Source organism: Aeromicrobium endophyticum (genome assembly GCF_003586285.1).
GTDB lineage: Bacteria > Actinomycetota > Actinomycetes > Propionibacteriales > Nocardioidaceae > Aeromicrobium > Aeromicrobium endophyticum.
On sequence record NZ_QUBR01000001.1, the window covers coordinates 1,024,457 to 1,048,625 of the forward strand.

Annotated in this window: 17 protein-coding genes, 1 tRNA gene and 2 riboswitches; of the genes, 6 read left to right on the forward strand and 12 right to left on the reverse strand. The window is 71.2% G+C overall.

Features of this window, described 5'->3' with window-relative positions:
* Window positions 1-16 precede the first annotated feature (16 nt).
* The 3 genes from DX116_RS05085 to DX116_RS05095 form a co-directional block, all read right to left on the reverse strand.
* On the reverse strand, window positions 17-2,194 hold the full coding sequence (locus DX116_RS05085; protein ID WP_119703083.1) for an Ig-like domain-containing protein: 2,178 nt from the start codon (window positions 2,192-2,194) through the stop codon (window positions 17-19).
* 162 nt (window positions 2,195-2,356) lie between these two features.
* Entirely contained in the window at window positions 2,357-3,121 is a 765-nt protein-coding gene (locus DX116_RS05090) for a hypothetical protein (RefSeq protein ID WP_119703084.1), read from the reverse strand.
* A 61-nt stretch (window positions 3,122-3,182) separates the two neighbouring features.
* Window positions 3,183-4,547, reverse strand: a complete 1,365-nt coding sequence (locus DX116_RS05095) for a dicarboxylate/amino acid:cation symporter (RefSeq protein WP_158591903.1) — start codon at window positions 4,545-4,547, stop codon at window positions 3,183-3,185.
* A 165-nt stretch (window positions 4,548-4,712) separates the two neighbouring features.
* Window positions 4,713-4,826: riboswitch (SAM riboswitch) on the forward strand.
* A 13-nt stretch (window positions 4,827-4,839) separates the two neighbouring features.
* On the opposite strand from DX116_RS05095, the gene DX116_RS05100 reads away from it, so the two are divergent.
* From DX116_RS05100 to DX116_RS05115, 4 genes are all read left to right on the forward strand, one after another.
* Window positions 4,840-6,189 (forward strand): aminotransferase class V-fold PLP-dependent enzyme, encoded by a 1,350-nt coding sequence (locus DX116_RS05100; protein ID WP_119703085.1) that lies wholly within the window; start codon window positions 4,840-4,842, stop codon window positions 6,187-6,189.
* Between the two features lie 33 nt (window positions 6,190-6,222).
* A riboswitch (cobalamin riboswitch) is annotated at window positions 6,223-6,405 on the forward strand.
* 60 nt (window positions 6,406-6,465) lie between these two features.
* The gene (locus tag DX116_RS05105) at window positions 6,466-7,527 is read left to right on the forward strand and encodes an ABC transporter substrate-binding protein (protein WP_119703086.1); all 1,062 of its coding nucleotides are present in this window, start codon (window positions 6,466-6,468) and stop codon (window positions 7,525-7,527) included.
* Window positions 7,524-8,564, forward strand: coding sequence for a FecCD family ABC transporter permease (locus DX116_RS05110; protein ID WP_233556570.1), 1,041 nt, complete (start codon window positions 7,524-7,526; stop codon window positions 8,562-8,564). The genes DX116_RS05105 and DX116_RS05110 overlap by 4 nt, the downstream gene beginning before the upstream one ends.
* Window positions 8,561-9,331 carry an ABC transporter ATP-binding protein gene (locus tag DX116_RS05115; protein WP_119703087.1) on the forward strand — a complete coding sequence of 257 codons (771 nt, stop codon included), beginning with the start codon at window positions 8,561-8,563 and terminating at the stop codon, window positions 9,329-9,331. Before DX116_RS05110 ends, DX116_RS05115 begins: the two co-directional genes overlap by 4 nt.
* Window positions 9,332-9,485: 154 nt before the next feature.
* On the opposite strand, the gene DX116_RS05120 is transcribed toward DX116_RS05115, so the two are convergent.
* On the reverse strand, window positions 9,486-12,971 hold the full coding sequence (locus DX116_RS05120; protein ID WP_119703088.1) for an indolepyruvate ferredoxin oxidoreductase family protein: 3,486 nt from the start codon (window positions 12,969-12,971) through the stop codon (window positions 9,486-9,488).
* A complete protein-coding gene (locus DX116_RS05125) occupies window positions 12,968-14,080 on the reverse strand; it encodes a Glu/Leu/Phe/Val family dehydrogenase (protein ID WP_119703089.1) in 1,113 nt (370 codons plus the stop codon). Before DX116_RS05125 ends, DX116_RS05120 begins: the two co-directional genes overlap by 4 nt.
* A 126-nt stretch (window positions 14,081-14,206) precedes the next feature.
* On the opposite strand from DX116_RS05125, the gene DX116_RS05130 reads away from it, so the two are divergent.
* Window positions 14,207-14,713: an Lrp/AsnC family transcriptional regulator gene (locus DX116_RS05130; RefSeq protein WP_119704135.1), complete on the forward strand. Its 507-nt coding sequence runs from the start codon at window positions 14,207-14,209 to the stop codon at window positions 14,711-14,713.
* Window positions 14,714-14,768: 55 nt separating this feature from the next.
* Here DX116_RS05130 and DX116_RS05135 read toward each other — a convergent pair.
* Window positions 14,769-14,841 (reverse strand) — tRNA-Arg (locus tag DX116_RS05135).
* A 268-nt stretch (window positions 14,842-15,109) separates the two neighbouring features.
* Between DX116_RS05135 and DX116_RS05140 the strand changes: the two genes are divergently transcribed.
* Window positions 15,110-16,933: a phosphoenolpyruvate carboxykinase (GTP) gene (locus DX116_RS05140; RefSeq protein WP_119703090.1), complete on the forward strand. Its 1,824-nt coding sequence runs from the start codon at window positions 15,110-15,112 to the stop codon at window positions 16,931-16,933.
* An 87-nt stretch (window positions 16,934-17,020) separates the two neighbouring features.
* Here DX116_RS05140 and DX116_RS05145 read toward each other — a convergent pair whose 3' ends face one another.
* From DX116_RS05145 to ppc, 6 genes are all read right to left on the reverse strand, one after another.
* A complete protein-coding gene (locus DX116_RS05145) occupies window positions 17,021-17,938 on the reverse strand; it encodes an NADP-dependent oxidoreductase (RefSeq protein WP_199715931.1) in 918 nt (305 codons plus the stop codon).
* A gap of 59 nt (window positions 17,939-17,997) precedes the next feature.
* A complete protein-coding gene (locus tag DX116_RS05150) occupies window positions 17,998-18,528 on the reverse strand; it encodes a hypothetical protein (RefSeq protein ID WP_147393583.1) in 531 nt (176 codons plus the stop codon).
* 5 nt (window positions 18,529-18,533) lie between these two features.
* Window positions 18,534-20,294: an alpha/beta hydrolase gene (locus DX116_RS05155; protein WP_119703093.1), complete on the reverse strand. Its 1,761-nt coding sequence runs from the start codon at window positions 20,292-20,294 to the stop codon at window positions 18,534-18,536.
* Entirely contained in the window at window positions 20,291-20,692 is a 402-nt protein-coding gene (locus DX116_RS05160; protein ID WP_119703094.1) for a hypothetical protein, read from the reverse strand. The genes DX116_RS05155 and DX116_RS05160 overlap by 4 nt, the downstream gene beginning before the upstream one ends.
* The gene (locus tag DX116_RS05165) at window positions 20,689-21,165 is read right to left on the reverse strand and encodes a hypothetical protein (RefSeq protein ID WP_119703095.1); all 477 of its coding nucleotides are present in this window, start codon (window positions 21,163-21,165) and stop codon (window positions 20,689-20,691) included. The genes DX116_RS05160 and DX116_RS05165 overlap by 4 nt, the downstream gene beginning before the upstream one ends.
* An 87-nt stretch (window positions 21,166-21,252) precedes the next feature.
* A complete protein-coding gene (gene ppc, locus DX116_RS05170) occupies window positions 21,253-24,066 on the reverse strand; it encodes a phosphoenolpyruvate carboxylase (protein WP_119703096.1) in 2,814 nt (937 codons plus the stop codon).
* Between the last annotated feature and the right edge of the window lie 103 nt (window positions 24,067-24,169).

Here is a 24,169-nt window from a genome sequence, read left to right on the forward strand (position 1 = left end):
GATGTCTCGTGCTGGGCTACTTCTTCACCGAGATCGCCTTGCCGGACGCCTTGGCGGACGTGTAGCTCGCGTCGCCGGCGTAGGAGAGCTTGACCTTCACGGTGCCCTTGCTCACCTTCGGCACCTTGACCGACACCACCCCGTTCTTGAGGGTGGCGCGAACCTTCTTGGTCGCCTTGCCCTTCGTGAAGGTCACGGTGACCTTGCCGCCGGCCCGCGCGAGGCCCGCCGGCGTCTTCACCGTCACCTTGTACGTGCCCGTCTTCTTGCTCGAGGGCACCTTGGCGACCTTGCCCGACAGCGCGACCACGCCGGCCTTCGTGACGGTCAACGTCCCGGCCTGCTGGAACGGAAGGATCTCGGCACCGCCCAGGTAGCTCACCGTGAAGGGGTACGAGCCGGGCGCCAGGGTCGCGACGTCGAACGATGCCGCGTTCTGCGCGACGCCGGCAGCGTACGAACGGCCCGACACCGACAGCGTGACCGTCCCGGACGGGATCCGTCCGTAGCGGTTGGCGATCGCCACCGTGACCTTCGGAGCCGTGCCGTAGGTGACCGGCGCCGCGGTCACGGTCTGCGTCGACACCACGGCGCCGGGCAGACCTGCGAAGAAGTCGTCGAGCTTGTCGAGTGCCTCCTTCGCGAAGGCGACGTTCGCACGGGCCTGGGCGAGCTGCTGCTTCTGCTGGTCGGTCAGCGTCGACTCGTCGGACGGGATCGGGAAGCTCAGACCCAGCTGAGCCGAGGGCTGCGTGAACCACCACTCCGTCATGTACTCACGGAAGGTCGGCAGACCGGTCGACTCGTCGGTGTTCTGCTGGATCCACTGACGCTTGACCGCGGTGCCCGACGGGTTCGTGCCGGTGCCGCGCTGGTAGTTGATCAGGAACGGAACCTGCAGCTTGCGCACCACGTCTGGGAAGGCCGTCGTGTCACCGTTCGGGTAGTACGACACCCGGCTGCCCGTGTTGGGCTCGTTCTCCGTCACGAGGTTCTTGAAGTTCTTGCGGACCACGTCGCCGTAGACCCACGACGGACGGTAGTTGCTGGTGCTCCCGTTGTTGGCGTTGTCGCGGACGTGGAGCGGGTTGGCCACGCCGTTCGTGCCGCCGACCGTGCCGCCGTCGAGGACCAGGTCGAAGTTGTAGACCGTCGTCCCGTTCTTCTTCGCCTCCTGGTTGACGTGCTTCAGGACTGCGCGGGTGTTGTGGCACCACGTGCCGCCGAAGAGGATCACGAAGTTCTTCTTGGCGTCGTCCTTCACGTCGAGCAGGTGCAGCAGCTCGGGGTAGGTGATCTGCTGGATGTTCCAGCCGTCCGCGCCATCGGCGTCGGAGAGGATGTCGCCGCCGTAGCGGGCGTCGCTGTCGGACACGTACTGGGTGCGGTGCTTGCTGTTGGCAGCGTCCTTCCACCACGCGAACTGGCTCGTCGCGTCGATCGTCGACGCACCACCGGCGGCAGCGAGCGCCGACGTCACGTCGCTCGTCACGTCGGACGACGCGGAGAACTTGACCCAGCTACGGATCTTGTCGTCGGACCCGCCCGAGGTGTGGTTCTTGTCGTAGACGATGAAGACGTCCTCGTCGGCCGCGGCGGGAGCCGCTGCCGGCGACGAGCGGTAGTCCCACAGTGGGTCGACCGCGTCGTTGACGACGGAGTCGTCGGCCGTCAGGGTAACGGTGGAGCCGCTCGTGACGGCCTTGAAGCCGTTGCCGAGACCCTGGCCCAGGGCGTTTCGCCACGTGTTGCCGTAGATCGTCTGCGAAGCCGTACCCAGGTTGATGCCCGACGGGTCGCGGGTGTCGAGGTTCTTGGTGGCGCTCGCGTCACCCGTCAGGTTGGGGTCGAACCAGTAGACCTTCTTGGCCCCGGCCGCGCGGGCCGCAGCCTCGGTCTGGACCACCTTGGACGTGAAACCGGCGTCAGCGGCCGAGCCGATGACGAAGGCGTACTGGCCGGGCTGACGCAGCAGCCACTGGAAGCGGTCGTAGGTCACGGTCTCGAGGATGTTGGACGCGGGCAGGCCCGGGAAGGTGTCGGTGAGGTAGGTCGTGTCGACCGACGTGGCCGCGGCGCGGGTGGGCGCCGCGACGCTGCCGGCGGTGAGCGCGCCGGTCGCCAAGGGACTCGCGGCGACCGCGAGGCCCAGCGTCGCGACGGCCAGGCGGCGCCGCGTGGTGGATGTGTTCATGGACGGTTCTCTCTCTTCGGGGGTGATCGTGCTCTTCTGGGGTGGTCGTGCCAGGGGTTTCGGGCGCACTCGTCCGACCGACGGCGGGTGCCGCCGTCGGGACGGTGCGAGCGAGAGTGGTGTCGGCCGGGCTCGGCGGATGCCGGGCCGGTCAGCCGCGCGTCAGGAGGCCTGGCCCTTGCGACGCGCCACGACCGTGTAGCCGGCGTAGGCCAGGGCTCCGGCACCGGCGAGTCCGGCCAGGATCAGCAGGCCGGCCGAGCCGGTGCCGTCCGACTCCTCGGCGGACGCCTTCGTGGTCTCCGACTCGTCGGACGCCAGCGCGACCTCGTCGGCCTCGTCGGTGGCGGTCGCCTCTTCGGGGGCGGTCGACGGCTCCGACGTCGGCTCCTCAGCCGCGGCCTTCTCGTCGGTGCCGGCGGCATCGACGTCGTCGGACGGCGTCGCCGACGCCGTGGGCTCGGGCGTCGCGGACGACGGCGTGCCGGCGGCGCTCTTGCCCGATGACGCGGGCTTGGCGGTCGCGGCAGGCTTGGGCTTGGTCGGCTTCGGAGCCGGCGTCTTCGCGGCGGCGGGCGTCGTGGCCTTCGGCGTCGCGGGGGCGGCGGGCTTGGACTGCTTGGCCTTCCACTCCTTGTAGCCCGTCGCGCGCTCCCACTCCGTCCACGGGATCGACTGGCCGTCGGCGTAGCGGACGCGGTTGTTGTCGAAGTCGAAGTAAGCGCCCGGGATGTAGGTGCAGGCCTCGTCGTCGTAGCCCGGCAACGTGTCCTCGCCGTCCGTGTACGTCTTGCCGTCGTCGCCCTTGACCGTGATGGGTCGCGGGTTGTCGGCGGGGTTGGTGATCGCCTGGGCCGGCTGGGCCAGGCCGATCGTCACGACGACGAGCGACGCTGCGGCGAGGGCGGTCGAGAGGGTGCGCTTCATGATTCTCCTGGTGGGTGGTGCGGGGACTGTAAATGGTGCGGAAGGGAACGGGACGTCCAGGTCAGACGAGCTGCGACGCGTGGCGTCCGGAGGAGCCGGTCCCGTCGTCGGGATCGTGGGTGCCGGCGAAGACGCCGTCGTCGAGCAGCCCTGTCTGGCGGGCCACGACCGTGGCGCTGACGGCGGCTGCCGTCACGTTCGTCGCCGTGCGGGCCATGTCGGCGATCGTGCTGATCGGCAGCGTCACGGCGATGAACTCCAGCGGCAGGCCGGCAGCGGCGAACACCGTCGCGGCGGCGACCGTCGCGGTGCCGGGCACGCCGGCCGTGCCGATCGAGACGATCGTGCCCAGCAGCGCGAGGACGATCCAGTCCTGCGCCGTGTAGTCGATCCCGTAGGCGTTGATGCCCCAGACCGCGACCAGGATCGGCCAGATGCCGGAGCACCCGGGCATCCCGATCGTGGTGCCGAGCGGCGCTGTGAAGTGCGCGACCTCGGGGTGGACACCGACGCGGCGGGTCAGGACGTCCGTCGTGACGGGCAGGGTGCCGACGCTGCTATGGGTCGTGAACGCCGTGACCTGTGCCGGCAGGATCTTGCGGAAGAAGGCGAGCGGCGACACCCCGGCGAACACGCGCAGGATCACGCTGTTGACCAGGAAGGTGTGCGCGAAGCAGGCGCCCCACGTCAGCCCCAGCAGCCCGACCAGCGACCAGAACTTCGAGCCCAGGTCGGCACTGGTGGCCACGACCGTCGTCGTCAGCGCGACGATCGCGTACGGGGTCAGTCCGATGACGAAGCCGACCGCGCGGAAGATCACGAGCTTGAGCGCCTCGATGCCGTCGGCGAACGGCCGGACCGACGCGGCGTCGCGCTCGGCCAGCGTGAGGTAGGCGATCGCGACGGTCACGGAGATCAGGATGATCGGGATGATGTGATTCGCGGCCAGGTCGCCGAACACGTTGGACGGGAAGAAGTCGACGACGACCTGCGCCGGGTCCTGCACCGAGTTCTGCAGCACCGAGAGCTCTTCGCCGCCGAGCGACTCGTCGACGCCGCGACCGGTGCCCGAGGCGAGGCCGATGCCGAGCGCCAGCACCACCGCGATCGCGTTGCTCGCGAGCAGCCAGCCGATGGAGCGAAATCCGATCGCCCGCAGCTTCTCGATGCTCCCCAGGGACGCGATGCTCGAGATGATCGCCACCACGATCAGCGGGGCGACCGAGGCCAGCAGGACGTTGATGTAGATGCGGCCGATGGGCTCGACGTACTCGACGTGGCCGCGGGCGACGAGCCCGATCGGCACGCCGACGGCCAGCGCGAGCAGCGTCAGGAGGCTGAAGTTGACGTGTCGGCGGCGGAGGAGACGGATGCCGACGAACACGAGCACGATGACGGCGAGGACAGCCAGGTCAGGCCACTTCACGGGCCGACCTCCTTGGTCTGGAGGGTTGAGGATCGTCCGGGTGCGGACAGGGACTGATCCTGACGATGTGTCATCACCGCGATCGACCGTCTCACCATGTGGATGCCTGTCCGTCATTCGGACACGGCGATCTGGCGGTCCTTCGGGTGACAGGTTCTCGACCACGGTCATGAGCACCAGCGCGAAGCCCCGGCTCGCTGGTCGGCAACCCTCCCGCGCGGCGGGGTGCCCCGGGTGACGACCGGGCCCGCGTCGTCCGGCGCTGGCAAACCGCGAGCAGAGAGCACAACCCATGTCTTCCTTCCCCACCACCGCCACGTCCGCCTGTCCGACGCCGTTGCTGCCCCTCGTCGGCGCCGACGTCGAGATCCCGCTCGTGGACGGCCGGACCGTGCGTCACGCCAACTTCGACGGGGCCGCGAGCGCGCCGGCCAGCGTCGCGGTCGCGCAGCGCGTCACCGACGTGCTGCCCTGGTACGCCAGCGTGCACCGGGGCGCCGGCTACGCCTCGCAGGTCTCGACGGCCCTGTACGAGCGGGCGCGAGAGGACGTCGGGCGGTTCGTCGGTGCCCGGCCCGACGACGTCACGATCATCACCCGCAACACGACCGACGCCCTCAACCTGCTCGCGTCCGCCGTTCCGGGTCGCGTGCTGACGCTCGACGTCGAGCACCACGCGAACCTGCTGCCGTGGGACCGCAGCCAGGGCGGGCACGAGGTCGTCCGCGCCCAACCGACCGTCGCAGGGACGCTCAGCGCCCTGCAGGGAGTGCTGGCCGCCCGGCGCTTCGCCCTGTTGGCCGTCACGGGCACGTCCAACGTCACGGGCGAGTCGCTGCCGCTGGCGGCCGTCGTCGACCTGGCGCACCGGTACGGCTGCCGCATCGTCGTCGACGGCGCCCAGCTGCTCGCGCACCGTCGCCTGTCGCTGGAGGACTCAGGCGTCGACTACGTGGCCTTCTCGGGTCACAAGCTCTACGCCCCGTTCGGCGCCGGCGCCCTGGTCGGTCGGCGCGACTGGCTCGACCACGCGGCCCCGCACCTGGCCGGGGGCGGAGCCGTCCGTCAGGTGAGCAGCAGCGCCGTGCAGTGGGCCACGTCCCCCGCCCGTCACGAGGGCGGCACACCCAACCTCGTCGGGGTCGTGGCGATGGCGGCGGCCGCCGCGGAGCTCTCGGCAGTGCCCGACGAAGAGCTGCGGCAGCACGAGGAGCAGCTGCACCGCGCACTGCTCGACGGACTGCGCGCGCTGCCCGAGGTCGACGTCGCCCGCATATGGGTGGACTCCGCCGAGCCGGTCGGTGTCGTCACGTTCAGGCTGCGCGAGACCGATCCCGGCCTGCTCGCGGCCTTCCTCGCCGCCGAGCACGGGGTGTCGGTGCGCGACGGGCGCTTCTGCGCGCACCCCCTGCTCGACCGGCTCGGCTGGGGCGCGGGCGCCGTACGGGCGAGCATCGGGATCGGGACAACGGGCGACGACGTCGACCGCCTGCTCGCCGGGCTGCAGGCATGGGTCGCCGGTGACCAGCAGGCACGCTACGCACAGGAGGACGGCGTCTGGGTCGTGGTCGACGACCCCCGCCCCACCCCGTCCGGCATCGACCTGGTGGCTCTCGCCGCCACAGCCGGCGTCTGCTCGTAGACGCTCACCGGGTCGGGCGGCCCGGGCCGTCGGCTAGGCTGCGGGCGAACCAGTCGTGCCCATTCGTTGGGTCAGGGAATCCGGTGAGAATCCGGAGCTGACGCGCAGCGGTGAGGGGGACGGAGGTGGCATCTGCCACTGGATCGCGAGATCTGGGAAGGCGCCATCGTCCGGACGAACCCGAGTCCGAAGACCTGCTGGTTTGCGGCCGACCCACGTCGGCCGGATCACTCACCAGGCTCCGCGCAAGAGCCTCAGATCCCGAGGACGCATCCCATGCCCCGCCGTACCCCAGCACGATCCACGGGCCTGCTCGCAGGCATCGCCCTGACCACCACCCTGCTCGCCGCCTGCGGCTCGAGCTCGTCCGACCAGGCGTCCGGCCGCACGGTCGCCGGCACCGAGGGCAAGACCTCGTACCCGCTGACGATCAAGGACAACTGCGGCGTCGACGTCACGATCGACCAGGCGCCCGAGCGGGCCGTCTCGGTCAACCAGGGCTCGACCGAGATCCTGCTGTCGCTCGGACTGCAGGACCGCATGGTCGGCACCGCCACGTGGACCGACGAGATCCGGCCCGACCTGGCCGAGGCCAATGCCGAGGTGCCGCGCCTGAGCGACAACACGGTCTCGTACGAGCGCGTGCTGAAGGAGGAGCCCGACCTCGTCACGGCCTCGTTCGGCTACTCGCTCAACGGCGAGGACCCCGACCGCCGCGCCCAGTACGCCAAGCTCGGCGTGCCCACCTACCTCGCACCGTCCCACTGCGACGGCCGCACCGACGAGAGCGGCGACGGCCCGCGTGACCACCCGCTCGAGATGGAGACGGTCTACCGGGAGATCACCCAGCTCGCCGAGATCTTCGACGTCCCGTCGCGCGGCGCCGAGCTCGTCGCCGAGCTGAAGCAGCGCATGAAGGACGCCGCCGCCTCGGCTCCCGACGACGATGTCACCATCGCGTACTGGTTCGCCAACACCGAGCTGCCCTACATGGCCGGCGCCAACGGGTCGCCGGGCGTCATGTCGCGCACCCTCGGCATCACGAACGTCTTCGACGACACCGATGTCGAGTGGCCCCAGATCAGCTGGGAGAGCGTCCTCGACCGCGATCCTGACGTCATCGCGCTGGGCGACCTGCGCCGCGACCAGGAGACCGGCGACCGGCTCGCCGACAAGATCGCGTTCCTCGAGTCGAACCCCGTCACGAAGCAGCTGACGGCGGTGCGCGAGAAGCGCTACGTCGTGCTCAACGGGGCCGACATGAATCCGTCGATCCGCACGGTCGACGGCACCGAGAAGATCGCCAAGACGCTCGCCGACCTCGGGCTCGCGCATTGACCACAGGATCGATCTCGGCCGCGGCCCGGGGCGTCCGCTGGACGCTCTGGGCCGCCGGCCTGGCGCTGCTGGCCCTGTCGATCGCGGTCGCGATCACGATCGGACCCGCCGACCTGTCGGTCGGTGACGTGTTCTCGGTCGTCGGTCAGCACCTCGGTCTCGGCGACGCGGGCGTCTCGCGCATCCGCGACGGCATCGTGTGGGAGCTGCGCCTGCCGCGGACCCTGCTGGCGGCCGTCTGCGGGGCCGGCCTCGCGATCTGCGGAGCCATCATGCAGTCGCTGCTGCGCAACCCGCTGGCCGACCCGTTCGTGCTCGGCATCTCGTCGGGAGCCTCGACCGGCGCGGTGATGGTGGTCGTGCTGGGCGTCGGCGGCGGCATCATCACGCTGTCGACCGGGGCCTTCATCGGCGCGGTCGTCGCGTTCGCGATGGTGCTGCTCCTGGCGGCGGGCGCCGGTGGCACCCCCGACCGGGTCGTGCTGGCGGGCGTGGCGGCGACGCAGCTGTTCTCGGCGCTGACGTCGTTCATCGTCACCTCGTCGGCCGACGCCGAGCAGACCCGCGGCGTGCTGTTCTGGCTGCTCGGCTCGCTCAGCGGGGCCGGCTGGCACGACGTGCTCACGTGCGGTGCGGTCTGCCTGACCGGCCTGGTCGTGTGCATCGCGCTCGCCCCCGCGCTCGACGCCTTCGCCTTCGGCGAGGACGCGGCGTCGTCGCTCGGCATCTCCGTGCGGTGGGTGCGCCTCGTGCTGCTCGTCGTCACGGCTCTCATCACCGCGACGCTCGTCAGCGCGGCCGGCGCGATCGGCTTCGTCGGCCTCGTGCTGCCGCACGCGGCCCGCGCCGTCGTCGGTCCCGGGCACCGGCTGCTGCTGCCCGCGACCGCGCTGATCGGCGCGATCTTCCTCGTGTGGGTCGACACCGTCGCGCGCACCGTGTTCAGCCCGCAGGAGCTGCCGGTCGGCGTCGTGACGGCCCTGGTCGGCGTGCCGGCGTTCGCGGTCATCCTCTACCGCCGGAGGGTTCCGGCATGAGCCTGTCGACACGGGACGTCTCGTGGGTCGTCGGCGGCCGTCGCATCGTCGACGGTGTGACGCTCGACGTCGCCGACGGCAGCGTCGTCGGACTCCTCGGACCCAACGGATCGGGCAAGTCGTCGCTGCTGCGGCTGCTGGCCGGGGTCAGGTCACCGAGCAGCGGCCAGGTGCTGCTCGACGGCGTCGACCTCGCCGGCATCAGGCGCCGCGACGTGGCACGTCGCGTCGCCGTCGTCGAGCAGCAGGCGCAGACCGAGCTCGACCTGGTCGTCGCCGACGTCGTCCGGCTCGGCCGCATCCCCCACCGCAGCACCTGGGCCCCCGAGGGCGAGGACGATCGTGCAGCGGTGGCCGAGGCGCTCGCCCGCGTCGAGCTGACCGAGATGGCGAGCCGCTCGTGGCACACGCTCTCGGGCGGCGAGCGACAGCGCGTGCACATCGCGCGGGCGCTCGCCCAGCAGCCGCAGGAGCTGCTGCTCGACGAGCCGACCAACCACCTCGACGTCCACCACCAGCTCGACCTGCTCGACCTGGTCAGGCGGCTGCGGATGACGTCGGTCGTCGCCCTGCACGACCTCAACCTCGCCGCGATGTTCTGCGACCGGCTCGTCGTGCTCAAGGACGGGGCCGTCGTGGCGGCAGGCACCCCCGGCGAGGTGCTCACGACCGGACTGATCGCCGACGTCTACCGTGTGCGCGCCGTCGTCACGCCCGAAGGACCGGGCGGCGTGCCGTCGGTGAGGTTCGAGCCCGGCCCGCCCTGAGCCGGGGCCCTCGACCGGCGCGGCGGATTGAGACCGGCCGTCTCGGGGTAGGGGACCGTTGTGTGGTTGAGCCAACAGCCACTGGCGAAGCCCACCCCGATCAACGCGGGGTGGGCTTCGTCGCGATGCTGCCAGACGCCACCGACAGAAACCGTCACGTCGCCGGCGGGGCCTCCAGGGCTGCCAGCCCGGCAGCCACCCGCGACCGGTAGTCGACGACGCTCGTGAGCTTGACGTGCTCGTAGCCGCGCACCATGTCGGGCAGCGCAGCGATCTCGACCGCGGCTGCGTGCGTCGAGTCGTCGAGCACCTCGAGCAGACGTGCGACGGTCGCCTCGTACTCGGTCACGAGGTCGCGCTCGACACGGCGGACGTGCGCGTACCCGAACGGGTCGAGCACGGTGCCCCGCAGACGCCGCAGGCGGTAGAGCCCCGCGAACACCACGCCGAACCACGGTCCCAGCGCGATCTTGCGCCTCATGCCGAGCGCACGGAGCACCGGTGGGTGCAGGCGCCACTGCACGCGGGCATCGGCACCCGCCTCCTGCGCGACCCGCTCGCGCTCGTGCGGGTCGAGCGCCAGCCGGGCCACCTCGTACTCGTCCTTGTAGGCCAGCAGCTTGAAGTAGTGACGGGCCACCGCCTCGCTGAGGGACCCGTCGACGCGTCCGAGGGCCTCTTCGGCCGACCGCACGCGCTCGACGAGCCGCTCGTAGCGCCGGGCGTACGCCTCGTCCTGGTAGGCCACGAGCTCGGCCCCGCGCAGGCGCACGAGCCGTTCGAGCTCCGAGCCGGCGTCCGCCCTGACCTCGACCGGGGCGCGGCTCGGCAGCGACGACGCCGCCGGAGCCGCGGTCCGCTGCGCGACGGCAGCATGCAGGCCGTCCGGGTCGGCGACGAGCTGACGCCCGCGCCGGAACGCCTGGACGTTGGCGTCGACGGCGACGCCGTTGAGCTCGACGGCCCCCTCGATCGCCGACGGCTCGAGCGACAGCGCACCGAGCTGGTAGGCGACGCCGACCATGAACAGGTTGGCGAGCTGCTCGGCACCGAACAAGGGCTCCACGATCGCCCGCACGTCCAGCGCGGTGACCTGGCCGCCGTCCAGTCGCGACTCGATCCGCCCGACGAGCTCGGTGACGGCAGGGAAGCTCACGGTCCGGTCGCTGACCATCGCGCCGGTCGGCGTCATGGACGTCGACAGCACGACCGTGGCAGCGGGCGCCAGCACCGCGAGGTTGGCCGGGGCGACCGCCACCAGACCGTCGAGCCCCAGGTAGAGGTCGCACCCCGCCTCGCCGATCCTGCTGGCGGTGTCGAAGGGCTCGGGCGAGAAGCGGACGTCCGACACGACCGCGCCGCCCTTCTGGGCGACGCCCGTCTGGTCGAGCGACCTGACGTGCCGGCCCGACAGCAGAGCGGCCGTCGCGAGCACCTGCGTCGTGGTGACGACGCCGGTGCCGCCGATCCCCATCAGCCTCACGGCCTGGTCGCGAGCGGCCGAGACCGCAGGCCTCGGGAGGGCGTCGGCGTCGAGGGGCTCGAGGTGGGCCGGGCCGGTGCGTCGCGCGCCCGGCGTCACGGTCATGAACGCCGGGCAGTCGCCCGTCAGGCACGTGAGGTCGGTGTTGCACGACGCCTGGTGGATCGTGGTCTTGCGCCCGTGCTCGGTCTCGACCGGGTGCACCGACAGGCAGTTCGACTTCTCGCCGCAGTCGCCGCAGCCCTCGCAGATCCGCTCGTTGATCATGATCTTCTCGGTGGGACGTTCGACGAGCCCGCGCTTGCGCTTGCGACGCAGCTCGGTCGCGCACTCCTGGTCGTGGATCAGCACCGTGACCCCGGGGGTCGCGGCCAGCTCGGCCTCGGCCTCGCCGATCCTCGTCCGGGGCCACACGGTAACGCCGCGCCCCGGCTTCTCGCGGCGCGTGCGGCGGACGTCGTCGGTCGTCACGATGATGCGCGCCACGCCCTCCGAGCGCAGGTTGGCCACCATGCGCGCCAGGTCCATCTGCCCGACGGCGTCCTGGCCGCCGGTCATCGCGACGGTCGAGTTGTAGAGGATGCGGTACGTCAGGTTGCGACGCGAGGCGACGGCCGCGCGGATCGCGAGGCTGCCGGAGTGGTGGAACGTGCCGTCCCCGAGGTTCTGCACGAAGTGCGGCGCCTCGACGAACGGGGCCATGCCGAGCCACTGCGTGCCCTCGCCGCCCATCTGCGTCAGGCCCACGACGTCGCCGACCTGCTTGGGGTCCATCAGCAGCACCATCGCGTGGCAGCCGATGCCGCCGCCGACCGGGGAGTCCGTCTGCGGCTTGGTCGAGGTGTTGTGCGGGCAGCCGGAGCAGAAATAGGGCGTGCGCTGCAGGATCGGCAGCTGCAGCCGCTCGCGCGCAAAGGCGTCGCGTCGTGCCGCGAGCCAGGCGTCGACGGGCTCGGCGCCCGGACGACCCGCGAGCCGCTTGGCGAGCCCGAGGGCCACCGAGTCGGCGTCGAGCTCGCCGTACGACGCGAACAGCTCACTGCCGTCGACGTCGGTCTTGCCCGTCACCACGGGAGCGCCCGGCAGGCCGTAGAGGACGTCCTTGGCGGCCGTCTCGAGGAACGACCGCTTCTCCTCCACGACCACGATCTCGTCGAGACCGTCGGCGAGCTCGCGGACGGCGTCGGCCGCGAGCGGCCACACGACATCGACCTTGAGGATGCGGATGCCCGCACGCTCGAGACCCGCGTCGTCGAGCCCGATCGTGGTCAAGGCCTCGCGGACGTCCAGGTACGTCTTGCCGGACGTGAGGATGCCGACCCGGTCGTCGGCGTGCCGCACCACGACGCGGTTGAGGCCGTTGAGCCGCACGTAGTCGTCGACGATGCGCAGGCGGGTCGTGGCGAAGTCGCGCTCGAGCGGGCCGAGCACCGGTGCGAGCAGCTTGGCGGTCGGCTCGTGGGCGTGCGAGCCGACCGGGACGACGACCGGCGCGGGATCGTCGAGCAGGTCGACGGAGGCCGACCCGTCGGCGACGGCCGTGACGATCTTCATCGCGGTCCAGAGCCCGCTGGCCCGCGAGAGGGCGATGGCGTGACGGCCCAGCTCGAGGACCTCCGCCGCGTCGGCGGGGTAGAACGTCGGGATCGTCAGGTCGGCGAGGGCCCGCTCGGACGCGCACGGCACGCTCGACGACTTGGCGGCAGGATCGTCGCCGACGAGCGCCACGACGCCGCCGGTGGGGGCTGTGCCCATCAGGTTGGCGTGGCGGATCGCGTCGGTCGCCCGGTCGAGGCCCGGCGCCTTGCCGTACCAGAACCCCACGACGCCCTCGACGGTCGCCGGGAGCTCGCCGAGGAGCTGGCTGCCCTGGACCGCCATCGCGGCGGCCTCCTCGTTCAGCCCCTGCTCGAAGACGATGTCGTGCTCGTCGAGCAGGTCGCGCTGCGAGATGAGCTCGAGGTCGTAGCCTGCCAGCGGCGACCCCTCGTACCCGCTGACGTAGGTGCCGATGCGGCGGCCGGTCAGGCGGTCGCGGCGAGCCTGGTCGATCGGCAGGCGCGCCAGCGCCTGGATGCCGGTCAGGTGCACCCGTCCCACCCGTCGCTCGTAGCGGTCGGCCAGGGTCACGTCGTCGGCGACGTCGACGACGCTCACCGGGAACCCCCTCCGGCGCGCGTACGGGCATCGTCGAGACGCGCCTGCGCCACGCGCACCGCGGCCCGACCGGGCGTCTCGCCGTGCTCGGCGGCGAGGGCGAGGATGCCGTCGACCGTGCCGTGCACCGCCAGCACGCGGCTGCGGACGTCGTCGGCCGTGCTGGCAGTGCGCTCGCCGGCCACCTGGATCAGCCCGCCGGAGTTGGCCACGAAGTCGGGCACCCACAGGACCCCGCGGGCCGACAGCTCGTCCTCGACCTGCGGTGTCGCGAGCTGGTTGTTGGCCGCGCCGCACACGATGCGGGCGGTGAGACCGGGCACCGTCGTCGCCGAGACCGTGGCGCCCATGGCGCAGGGGGCGTAGACGTCGAGCTCGGCGTCGACGACCCGATCGACGATCGTCACCTCCGGCACGTCTCGGCTGACGTCGGCGCAGGCCTGGGGGTCGACGTCGGCGGCGAGCACGCGCGCTCCGTCCTCGACGAGCAGCGCCACGAGGTGGCGGCCCACCTTGCCGAGCCCCTCGACACCGACGGTCCGCCCGTCGAGCGTCGGGGCGCCCCACGTGCGTCCGGCCGCGGCTCGCATGGCCTCGAAGACGCCCAAAGCCGTCATCGGGGCGGAGTCGCCCGAGCCGCCGGCCGCAGCGGTGCGCGCCACGACGTGCCGGGTCGTGCGGCCGATGACGTCCATGTCGTCGGACGTGGTGCCGACGTCGCCGGCGGTGATGTAGGTGCCGCCCAACGACTCGACCAGGCGGCCGTAGGCCTCCAGCAGCGTGGCCGTCTTGGCGCGGCGGGGGTCGCCGAGGATGACCGCCTTGCCGCCGCCCAGGTCGAGGCCCGAGACGGCCGCCTTGAGCGTCATCCCGCGCGAGAGGCGCAGGACGTCGGTCAGCGCCGAACCGGCGTCCGGGTACGGGTAGAAGCGGGTGCCGCCGAGAGCGGGCCCGAGCAGCGTGCTGTGGATCGCGATGATCGCGCGCAGCCCGCTGCGCTCGTCGTGTGCGTGGACGATGCGCTCGTGGGTGCCGAGATCGTCCTCGGCGAACGGCGTCTCGTCGGCGGTCGTCACGCGCGTGGCGGTGGGCTGCAGCAGCTCGGTCATGCGTCTCCTGAGAAGGCGAGATGGTCAACCGATCGTGCAAGAGCCACGCATCAGGGTCAACGACTCGGCTGACAACTGACCCGATCGGTGCGTACAGTGACCCCGGACACATCGGAGGTGACCACGATGCTCAGGATCGACCGCCTGGACGCCGAGCTCATCGGCGCACTCACCCGCGACGCCCGCACGGGTGTCGTCGAGCTCGCCGGCCTGCTGGGGGTGGCCCGCAACACGGTGCAGGCCCGCCTCAGACGGCTGCACGACGAGGGCCTGACGTCGGGCTTCATGCCGCGCCTCGACCTCGCGGCCGTCGGCATCTCGGTGCAGGCCTTCGCGGCACTCGCCCTCGAGCAGGGACGGCTCGACGACATCGTGGCTCAGCTGACCGCCATGCCTCACGTGCTCGAGGTGCACGCCACGACGGGCCGCGAGGACCTGCTCGTCCGCCTCGGCACCACCAGCCACGCCGAGCTGCAAGAGCTGATCCAGCGGATCGTCGGCCTGCCGGGCGTCTCGCACTCCGACACCAAGCTGGCCCTCACGACGCCGCTGCCCTACCGGGTGCAGCCGCTGCTGACGCACCTGACGCGGGCGGCGGGCTTCGGACGCTCGACCCCGCCCGTCCGCCCCTGAGGGCCGGAACAGCAAGAACCCCGCTCCGGTGAGGAGCGGGGTTCTCGTGGTGTCGCGCGCCCGAAGGGATTCGAACCCCTAACCTTCTGATCCGTAGTCAGATGCTCTATCCGTTGAGCTACGGGCGCACACCCCGTAGGGCCTCGCCAACCTTACCGTGCCCGCCCGCTGAGCCGAAATCGGGCTCCCCTACCCACCTGACATAGGTCTACTCATGTGATCAACTCCACCGTCGAACGCATATCCCCGGCGGTGCGATCACCCGTAACGTGACACGAATCGCCACCGCCCGTCGGTGACGATTTTTCATCACACATCAGCTACCCGGGGCCCCGATGGTCCCAGGAGTGCGAGTCAATGCGCTTGGCCCGCGATGCGCGAGAAGGAAAAGTTCACATGTCTGCAGACACCGCCGTCCAGTCCACCTACCAGTCGTCCTACGCCAAGCTCCAGAGCTGGGTCGACGAGGTCGCCGCCCTCACCCAGCCAGACGAGATCTACTGGTGCGAGGGAACCCCGGAAGAGTGGGTCCGCATCACCGACCGCCTCGTCGAGGCCGGCACCTTCATCCGTCTCAACGACGAGAAGAAGCCCAACTCCTTCTACTGCGCCTCCGACCCCAACGACGTCGCCCGCGTCGAGGACCGCACCTACATCTGCTCGGTCGACGAGAAGGACGCCGGTCCCACCAACAACTGGATGGCCCCCGACGACATGAAGCAGGTCATGCGTGGGCTGTACGACGGCTGCATGCGCGGACGCACCATGTACGTCATCCCGTTCGTGATGGGTCACCTCGAGTCCGACCACCCGATGTTCGGCGTCGAGATCACCGACTCGGCCTACGTCGTCGCATCGATGACCGTCATGGCGCGCATCGGCCGCGACGTCCTCGACAAGATCGAGCAGACCGAGGCCGACTACGTGCCGGCGCTGCACTCGTTCGGCGCACCGCTCGTCGACGGCGCCACCGACGTCGCGTGGCCGTGCAACGACACCAAGTACATCGTCCAGTTCCCCGAGGAGCGGACGATCTGGTCGTACGGCTCGAGCTACGGCGGCAACGCCCTGCTGGGCAAGAAGTGCTACGCGCTGCGCATCGCCTCGGTGATGGGCCGCGACGAGGGCTGGATGGCCGAGCACATGCTGATCCTCAAGCTCACCAACCCCGAGGGCGTGGTCAAGTACATCGCCGCGGGCTTCCCGAGCGCGTGTGGCAAGACCAACCTCGCGATGGTCGAGCCGACGATCCCGGGCTGGACGGTCGAGACGATCGGCGACGACATCGCCTGGATCCGCGTCGGCGCCGACGGACGTCTGTACGCCGTCAACCCCGAGTTCGGCCTGTTCGGCGTCGCGCCAGGCACCGGCTGGGACACCAACGCCAATGCGATGCGCACGATCGAGCAGGGCAACTCGGTGTTCACCAACGTCGCCCTGACCGATGACGGCGACGTCTGGTGGGAGGGCATGACCGACGAGCCGCCGGCCCACCTCACCGACTGGAAGGGCAACGACTGGACCCCCGACAGCGACCAGCTGTCGAGCCACGCCAACAGCCGCTTCTGCACCCCGATCAAGCAGTGCCCGACGCTCGCCGACGAGTACGACGACCCCAACGGCGTCCCGCTCGACGCGATCCTGTTCGGCGGCCGTCGCAAGACGACGATCCCGCTGGTGACCGAGGCGCGCGACTGGACGCACGGCACGTTCATGGGCGCCACGCTGTCGTCCGAGACGACCGCTGCCGCCACCGGCGCGGTCGGTGTCGTGCGCCGTGACCCCATGGCGATGCTGCCGTTCATCGGCTACGACGCGGGCGACTACTTCGGTCACTGGATCACCATGGCCAAGAACAACGACGAGTCGAAGTTCCCGAAGATCTTCTACGTCAACTGGTTCCGTCGCGACGACGACGGCGGCTTCCTGTGGCCGGGCTTCGGCGAGAACAGCCGCATCCTGAAGTACGTCATCGACCGCGTCGAGGGCAAGGTCGAGGCGCACGAGACGCCGATCGGCCTCGTGCCGCCGACGTCGTCGATCGACACCGACGGTCTCGACGTCACCGAGGAGCAGCTCGCCAAGGCGCTCGCGGTCGACACCGACGAGTGGGCCGCCGAGCTGCCGCAGATCAACGAGTGGTTCGAGAAGTTCGGCGACACCCTGCCGGCCGTCCTCTGGACCGAGCTCGACGGCCTCAAGGCCCGCCTCGGCCTGTAGGCCCTTCGCCCCTTGAGCTTGTCGAAAGGCCCTTTTGACAAGCTCAAGGGGCGTTCTGGCTCTTGGCGCGTTCTGGCTGACGGGGCGTTACGGCAGGAGGACGAGCTTTCCGGCGACGCCCTGAGCCAGCTCGCGGTGCGCGGCGGCGACGTCGCCGAGCGCGAACGTGCCCGCCACGTGCACGTCGGCGCGACCTTCGGCGATCAGGTCGACGAATGCCTGCAGCGCGATCCGGCTCGGGACGATCTTGATGCGGTCGAGCACGACGCCGCGTTGTTCCGCAGCCGTCACGTCCTCGTCGCGCACGTCGAGCAGCGAGGCGATGACGCCGCCATCACGCACGACGCTCAACGATCGCGCCACGTTCTCGCCGCCGAAGGGGTCGAGCACGACATCGACGTCGCTCACCTCGTCCTCGAACCGGTGCTCGCGGTAGTCGATGACGTGATCGGCGCCGAGACTGCGCACGAAGTCGATCTTGCCGGCGCTCGCGGTCGCGTGGACCTCGGCACCGATCGCCTTGGCCAGCTGTACCGCCAGGTGCCCGACGCCGCCGCCGGCCGCCTGCACCAGCACGCGCTGCCCCTCGCGAAGCCCGCCGATCTCGACCAACGAGCGGTGCGCGGTGATCGCGACGAGCGGCAGGGCCGCGGCCCGGACGTCGTCCAGCCAGTCGGGTGTGCGCAGCACGTCGACGGCCCGCACGACGACCTGGTCGGCGTACGTCCTGCCCCCTTCGGGGATGCGCGGCATGCCGAAGACGCGGTCGCCGACGGCCACGTCGTCGACCCCGTCACCCACCGCCTCGACGGTGCCGGCGACGTCCCAGCCGAGCGTGAACGGGGGCTCGCCGATGATCGGGTACCAGCCCTCGCGCACGGCGACGTCCAGCGGGTTGACGCCGATGGCACGGGCGGCGACGACGATCTCACCGGGGCCGGCCACGGGGACGGGCGCCTCCGCGATCTCGAGCACCTCCGGCCCGCCGAGGGTCTGCTGGGTCACGACACGCACGATCTCTCCAAACTGTTGACAGTTGGGAGGAGCCTATCCAGAGGTGCCGGTCACAGGTCGTCCATGACGTCGTCGGGCAGCTCGAGGCAGGTGCTGAGGAGCGACATGCTGACCCCGATGAGGCTCGGGTTGTTGTCGACGGCCCTGAGCTCGGCCCGCACGCTGAAGCGCACGCCGGTGGACGTGGACTGCGTCAGGCGGACGGTGCCGGGCGGGGTCACCTCCACGTCCCACCCCTTCGCCTTCCACGCCGCACGGATCTGCTCGACGCCCGTCTCGACCGAACCGGCGTCGAGCACGAACGTGCCGCCGGCCTCGAGCTCGCGGAACCGTCGGCCGTAGACCGGGTCGCAGATCGTGTCGCTCGCCCGGTCGGCTCCGTTGAGCCGACGTCCGCCGGCGGCCGCGACAGCCGTCTGGACGGCTTGGCCCAGCACGCCGTCGACCTCCGACGTCGTGGCCTTGTACTCGGCCCGATCCTTGATCGACGTGAACTGGGTGGGCTCCACGGCGTCCTCGCATCCTGCGGTCAGGACGACGACGCCGACGACGAGAGCCGCACCTGCCCTGAGCCTCCGCATGCTCGTCATCCTCCCCGATGGGACGTGTGCCGGTCGAGCCAGCTCTGGCCCGCCTGCTTCAACCACCACGCGTCGTTGGACTCCGTGCGGGGCGAGACCTCGTCGACGGAGTCTCCTCGACCCGAGACGACCTTGCCGATGTTGACCAACGAGTCGGAGTCGCGGTCGCCGCGGTGCTCGCGCTCCATCTGGTCGGCGTCGTCGAAGTACGAGGTGTGGTTCTCGATCCCGGCCTTCAACCCGTCGCCGTCGAAGCTGAACTCGCCCTGCGGCTCGACCTTGAAACGGGTGCCGCCGAAGTCGTCGTGCGCGGGATCGGCGCCGAGCAGGCGGCGATCGTCACCGCCCAGGTGGGTCACGAAGTCCTCGTCGGACGATCCGACGAAGACGTTGCCGTGCAGGTCGGACGCGTGCGGGTTCTTGCCGCCGGCGCCGGGGCTGCCGACCAGCACGACGTCGTCGACGCGCATGTCGCCACCGGCTGCCGTGCCGACCGTCACGGAGCCGTAGCTGTGACCGATGGCGGTGTAGTGGGCGGGGCCGTCGCCCTGGCGGGTGGCCTTCAGGCCGTCGACGAAGTCGGAGAGGTTCTTGGCGCCGGCGGCGGCCTTGCCCTCGCCCGCCACGCCGAGGCCGTCACGGATGCCGTCGACCGACGCGTCGAAGTCGGGTGCGTCGTACCCGAGCCACGCGATGGAGGCCACGCTGCCGTTGCCGTTGCGGGAGGCGGCCTCGCGGACGGCCGCGGCATCGCCAGAGACGCCGTCGAAGGTGTCCATCGTGCTGTCGAGCCCCGGCACGTTGACCGACACGTGATCGGCCGTCTCGGGGTTGCCGAACGCGATGGCCGCGTGACCGTCGCCGTTCGCCGCGTCGGGGTCGAACACCATCAGGTACGTCGGCAGCGGATCGCCGTTCTCGTCGAACTGATCGGCGGCCTTGTCGAGGCCCTGGTGGATGGCGGCGATCTTGTCCTTCAGGTCGCGATCGGCGTCGGTCAGCTCGTCGTCGGCCTCGCGCTGCTCGAGCGTGTTGTGCAGGGCACTCAGCTGTGCCCGGTTGGCCTCGTCACGGTCGGCGATCGGTATGCCGTCGGTGTTGCCGATCAGCTCGGGCCGGGCGATCTTGAGCGCCTCGCGCTCGGCCCGGCTGAGCCCCTTCCACCACGTGTAGATCGCTGCGGGGTCGTTCTTGACGCGATCGAGCTCGTCCGTGAGCCCGGGGACGTCGGGGGCCGACGTCGCGAGACGGTCGGCCTCCGCCGTGCTGTCGGCGCTGCGCAGGGCCGAGACCAGGCGGTCCTCGGCGCGGGTGATGCGCTGCTCCCAGACGACGACGTCGGACGCGAACGTGTCGACCTGGCCGTTGTGCCGGCTGATCTCGGCGTCGAGGCCCGCTGCGGGCTCGGCAGCGGACTGCCGGCGCTCGAGGTCGTCGGCGGCCGTCACCAGGTGACCGTGGCGTGTCGCGAGGTCGATGCGGTCGGAGCGGATCTGCTCGGTCTCGTCGCAGAAGGCGTCGAGCGCGGCCAGCCCCACCTGCAGGGCCGCCACGGCCGCCTGCACGTCGTCCGCGGTCGACGTCATCGCGTGGCGGGCGGTCTCGGCCGGATCGCCCTCGAAGCCGGCCGGGGCCGCGTGGTGCCGCATGACGTCTCCGGCGTCCGACATCGCGACGGCGCAGGCGCGCACCCCGGACGCGACCGAGCGAGCACCCGGCTCGATCGTGAGCTCGGGCACCGCGACCGGCCTGGCGATCGCCGTCATGGCTGCGGCCCCGGGCTGGGGGACGGCGTCGGCCCCGGACTCGGTGAGGGGACGACGAGACGGGGCGGGCCCATCGGACCGGAGAGGTCGCGCTCCGACCAGGGCAGCACGGCCCGGATGTCGGCGGCGGCCGACGCGTCGAAGTAGGCCGCGCTGCGCATGAACGACGTCAGCCCGACGCTGCGCCCTTGCGCTGCCTCGGCCAGCGTCGTGGCCTGCGCGAGCCAGGTGTCCAGATATCTCTCGGCGACGGGCGCGACGCGATCGCCCAGGGCGCCGGTGGCGCTGCGGGCGTCGGTGAGGCGCTTGTGGCCGCCACGGAGCACCTCCGCCTGGTCGTCCCAGATCGCCGCGGCCCGCGCGAGCGTCGCGTAGGTGAGCAGGAACGGCGCGCTCACGACGGATCGTCCTCCAGCCGCAGCGGCGCGCTGGTGACGGTGACGACCAGGTGCGACCGCTCGACGGCCACGTCGGCCTCGAGACCGGACGGCGACGTCGCGCGGAGCCAGGGTGTCGGCGAGTCGATCGGGCGGGGCTGCCATCCGCCCGCCTCGAGCACGTCGCCGACGGCCAGCAGCGACTCGGTGGCGGCGTAGGAGTCGTCGTGCTCGACCCGGGCGCGGCTCACGTGGACGTGGACGTCGACCTGCTTGCGGTCCCAGCGCTCGTGGTCGGTACGCGGACGTCCGCCGACGCCCGACTCGGCCAGGAGCGCGTCGAGCGTCTGGGCCGTGCCGCGGGCAGCCGCCACGGCGTCGTCGTGGGATGCGTCCGGAGCGGCGGGCGGCGGCTCGGGTGGCAGCACCACGATGTCGACGTCGGGCTGCAGGTCGCGCAGCGTCTCGAAGAACACCTCGTCGGACTGTGACATGCGAACCCCCCGGTCAGACCGTCACGGTCTTCGGAGCATAGACCCAACCGCGGGCATCCGCCCCTCCCCGACGGTGCGCGGCGGTGGCTATCCGGTGTTGCGCAGACCCGCCGAGATGCCGTTGATCGTGAGCAGCAGGGCACGCTGCAGGTCCTCGTCGGGCTCGTCCGCCGCCCGCGAGGCGCGCAGCAGGGACACCTGCAGCGCGTGCAGCGGGGCGAGGTAGAAGTCGCGCAGCTCGAGCGTGCGGCGCAGGACCGGCGCGGACTGCAGCAGCGTCTCGTCTCCCGTGACCCGCAGCACCTGCTCGACCGTGAGCTCGTGCTCGCGCCGGATGACGTCGAACAGCCCCTGCGACTGCTCGGGCACCAGCGCCTGCACGTACTGGGCGGCGATGTCGAGATCGGTCTTGGTCAGCGTCATCTGCACGTTCGAGACGAAGGTGCGGAAGAACGCCCACGAGCCGTACATCTGCTGCAGGGTCTCGCCGCGACCGTCGTCGAAGGCGGCCTTGAGGCCCGAGCCGACGCCGAACCAGCCGGGCAGGATGATGCGCGACTGCGTCCACCCGAACACCCACGGGATGGCGCGCAGGTCTTCGAGACCGCCGAGCCCGCCCGGACGCTTGGCGGGGCGAGAGCCGATGTTCATCTTGCCGAGCTCGTCGACCGGGGTGGCCGAGACGAAGAACGGGACGAGCGCCTCGTCGCCGACCAGCGAGCGGTAGACCTGCTTGCCCTGCTCGGCGACGAGGTCCATCGTCGCGTTCCAGCCGTCGAGCACGTTGGCCGGCAGCAGCGAGGTGCGGTGCAGCACGGACGCCTCGAGCACCGCGGCGAGGGCGCCCTCGAGGTTCTGGCGGCCGAGACCCGGCAGGGCGTACTTGTCGGAGATGACCTCGCCCTGCTCGGTGATCTTGATCGGGCCGTCGAGGCTGCCGTAGGGCTGCGACATGATCGCCTCGGCGGTGGGTCCGCCGCCGCGTCCGGTCGACCCGCCGCGACCGTGGAACAGGCGCAGCACGACCCCGTGCTTGCGGGCGACGTCGCGCAGGGCGCGCTGTGCGCGGTGCACCTGCCACTGCGAGGCGGCGATGCCGGCGTCCTTGGACGAGTCGGAGTAGCCGAGCATGATCTCCTGCACGTCGCCCCGCGCCGTGACCACGCGACGATAGGTCGGATCACCCAGCAGCGCCTCGAGCAGCGGGCCGGCGTTCTCGAGCTCGGCGACGGTCTCGAACAGCGGGGCGAAGCCGATGCGGGCGACGGCCTCGGGGCCGGTCAGGTCGACCAGGCCCACCTCGCGCGCCAGCACGACCACGGCGAACAGGTCGTCGACGTCGTGGGTCATCGAGACGATGTAGGTCTCGACGACCTCGGGTCCGTAGGTGTCGAGCGCCTCGCGGATGACGCCGAGCAGGTCGAGCGAGGCCGTCGCCGCCTCGCCCAGGCCACCGGCGCCGACGCCGGTGAGCGGGCGGCTGGACGCCATCTCGCGCTTCAGCACCTCGATGCGCCGGGGTCGGTCGAGCGTCGCGTAGGTGTCGTCGCCGAGGCGGGCGTAGAGCTCGGCCAGGGCCGCGTGGTGCTTCTCGCTGTGCTCGCGGACGTCCATCGTGGCGAGGCCCGCACCGAAGGTGACGGCCGTGCGGACGAGGCGCAGGATCGCACCGTCGCCGGTGAGCCGGTCTCCCGCGGCCAGCATCGAGTCACGCACCAGCAGCAGGTCGGCGATGAGCTCGTCGGCCGACAGGTAGTCGCGACCGTCCTCGTGCGGGGTGTCGTCGACCAGTCGGTCGCGGGTGCGCATCAGGCGGACGCGGACGAAGCTGAGCTTGAGCCGGTAGGGCTCGTCGGCGTTGAGGCGGCGGATCGTCTCCCACGTGATGGGCAGCGCGGCCGCGTCGGCCTCGAGGCTCTGGCGCAGCTCGTCGGTGGCCTCGACGATGCGGGTCGAGGCGGTCATCTCGGTCAGCACCTCGTCGACGAGCGCGATGAGCTCGGAGAGTCCGGCCAGGTGCTGCAGGTGCAGGATCTCGAGGGTCACGGCAGGCGTGACGTTGGGGTTGCCGTCGCGGTCGCCGCCGGCCCAGGTGCCGAAGCGCAACGGACGAGCGGTCGCGGGCAGCGTCACGTCGACCCGGGCGAGCTGCCGGTCGAGCTCTTCGAGCAGGTCGGGCACGACCTCGGCGGCGATCGAGCGCAGGTAGTAGACAGCCGTGCGGGCCTCGTCGGACGGCTCGGGGCGCACGACCCGCAGCTCGTCGGTCTGCCACACGAGGTCGACGAGCTCGGCGAGGCGACGCTCGTCGGCGCGCTGCTGGGCCGCGGGACGGCGGGGGTCCTCCATCGCGCGGACGGTCTCGGCGACCTTGCGGAGCAGCCGCAGCACGCTGCGACGGCTCGCCTCGGTGGGGTGCGCCGTGAAGACGGGGCGGTACTCGAGCCGCTCGAGCACCTCGCCCAGCAGCTCGTGCGTCAGGCTGCCGTCGGCGAGCGCGTCGGCGATGCGCCCCACGGTGGTCGCGAGCGGGCCCTGCTCGTCGGCGGCAATCTCCTGCCAGCGGTGCAGCTGCTCGGTGGTGTTGACGAGCTGGAAGTACGCCGTGAAGGCGCGCGCCAGCACCACGGCGGTGCGGGGCTCGATCGCGTCGAGCGTCTGCTTCAGCTCGGCGTCCTCGGGCTGGCGGGCGAGGCGGCGCACCGTCTCGACGAGGTCGAGCAGCTCGGCACCCTCGTGCCGGGTGAGCGCCTCGCCCAGCAGCGTCGTGAGCTGCCGGACGGACGCCCGCAGCGCGGCGTGCTCGGCATCGGACGACAGCCCGCCACCGAACGAGGCGGCATCGGGCTGACGCCGGTCGGAGGCGAGGATCTGCTCGGTCGTGCGGCTCTGAGAGGTCACGCCCCTAGTCTGCCGGGTCGATGTGTCGGCCGGATGACCAACCGCCCCTCGGGGGAGGTGGATCCTCCACCGAAGGCCGACAGCGGTGGATCCTCCACCGTCT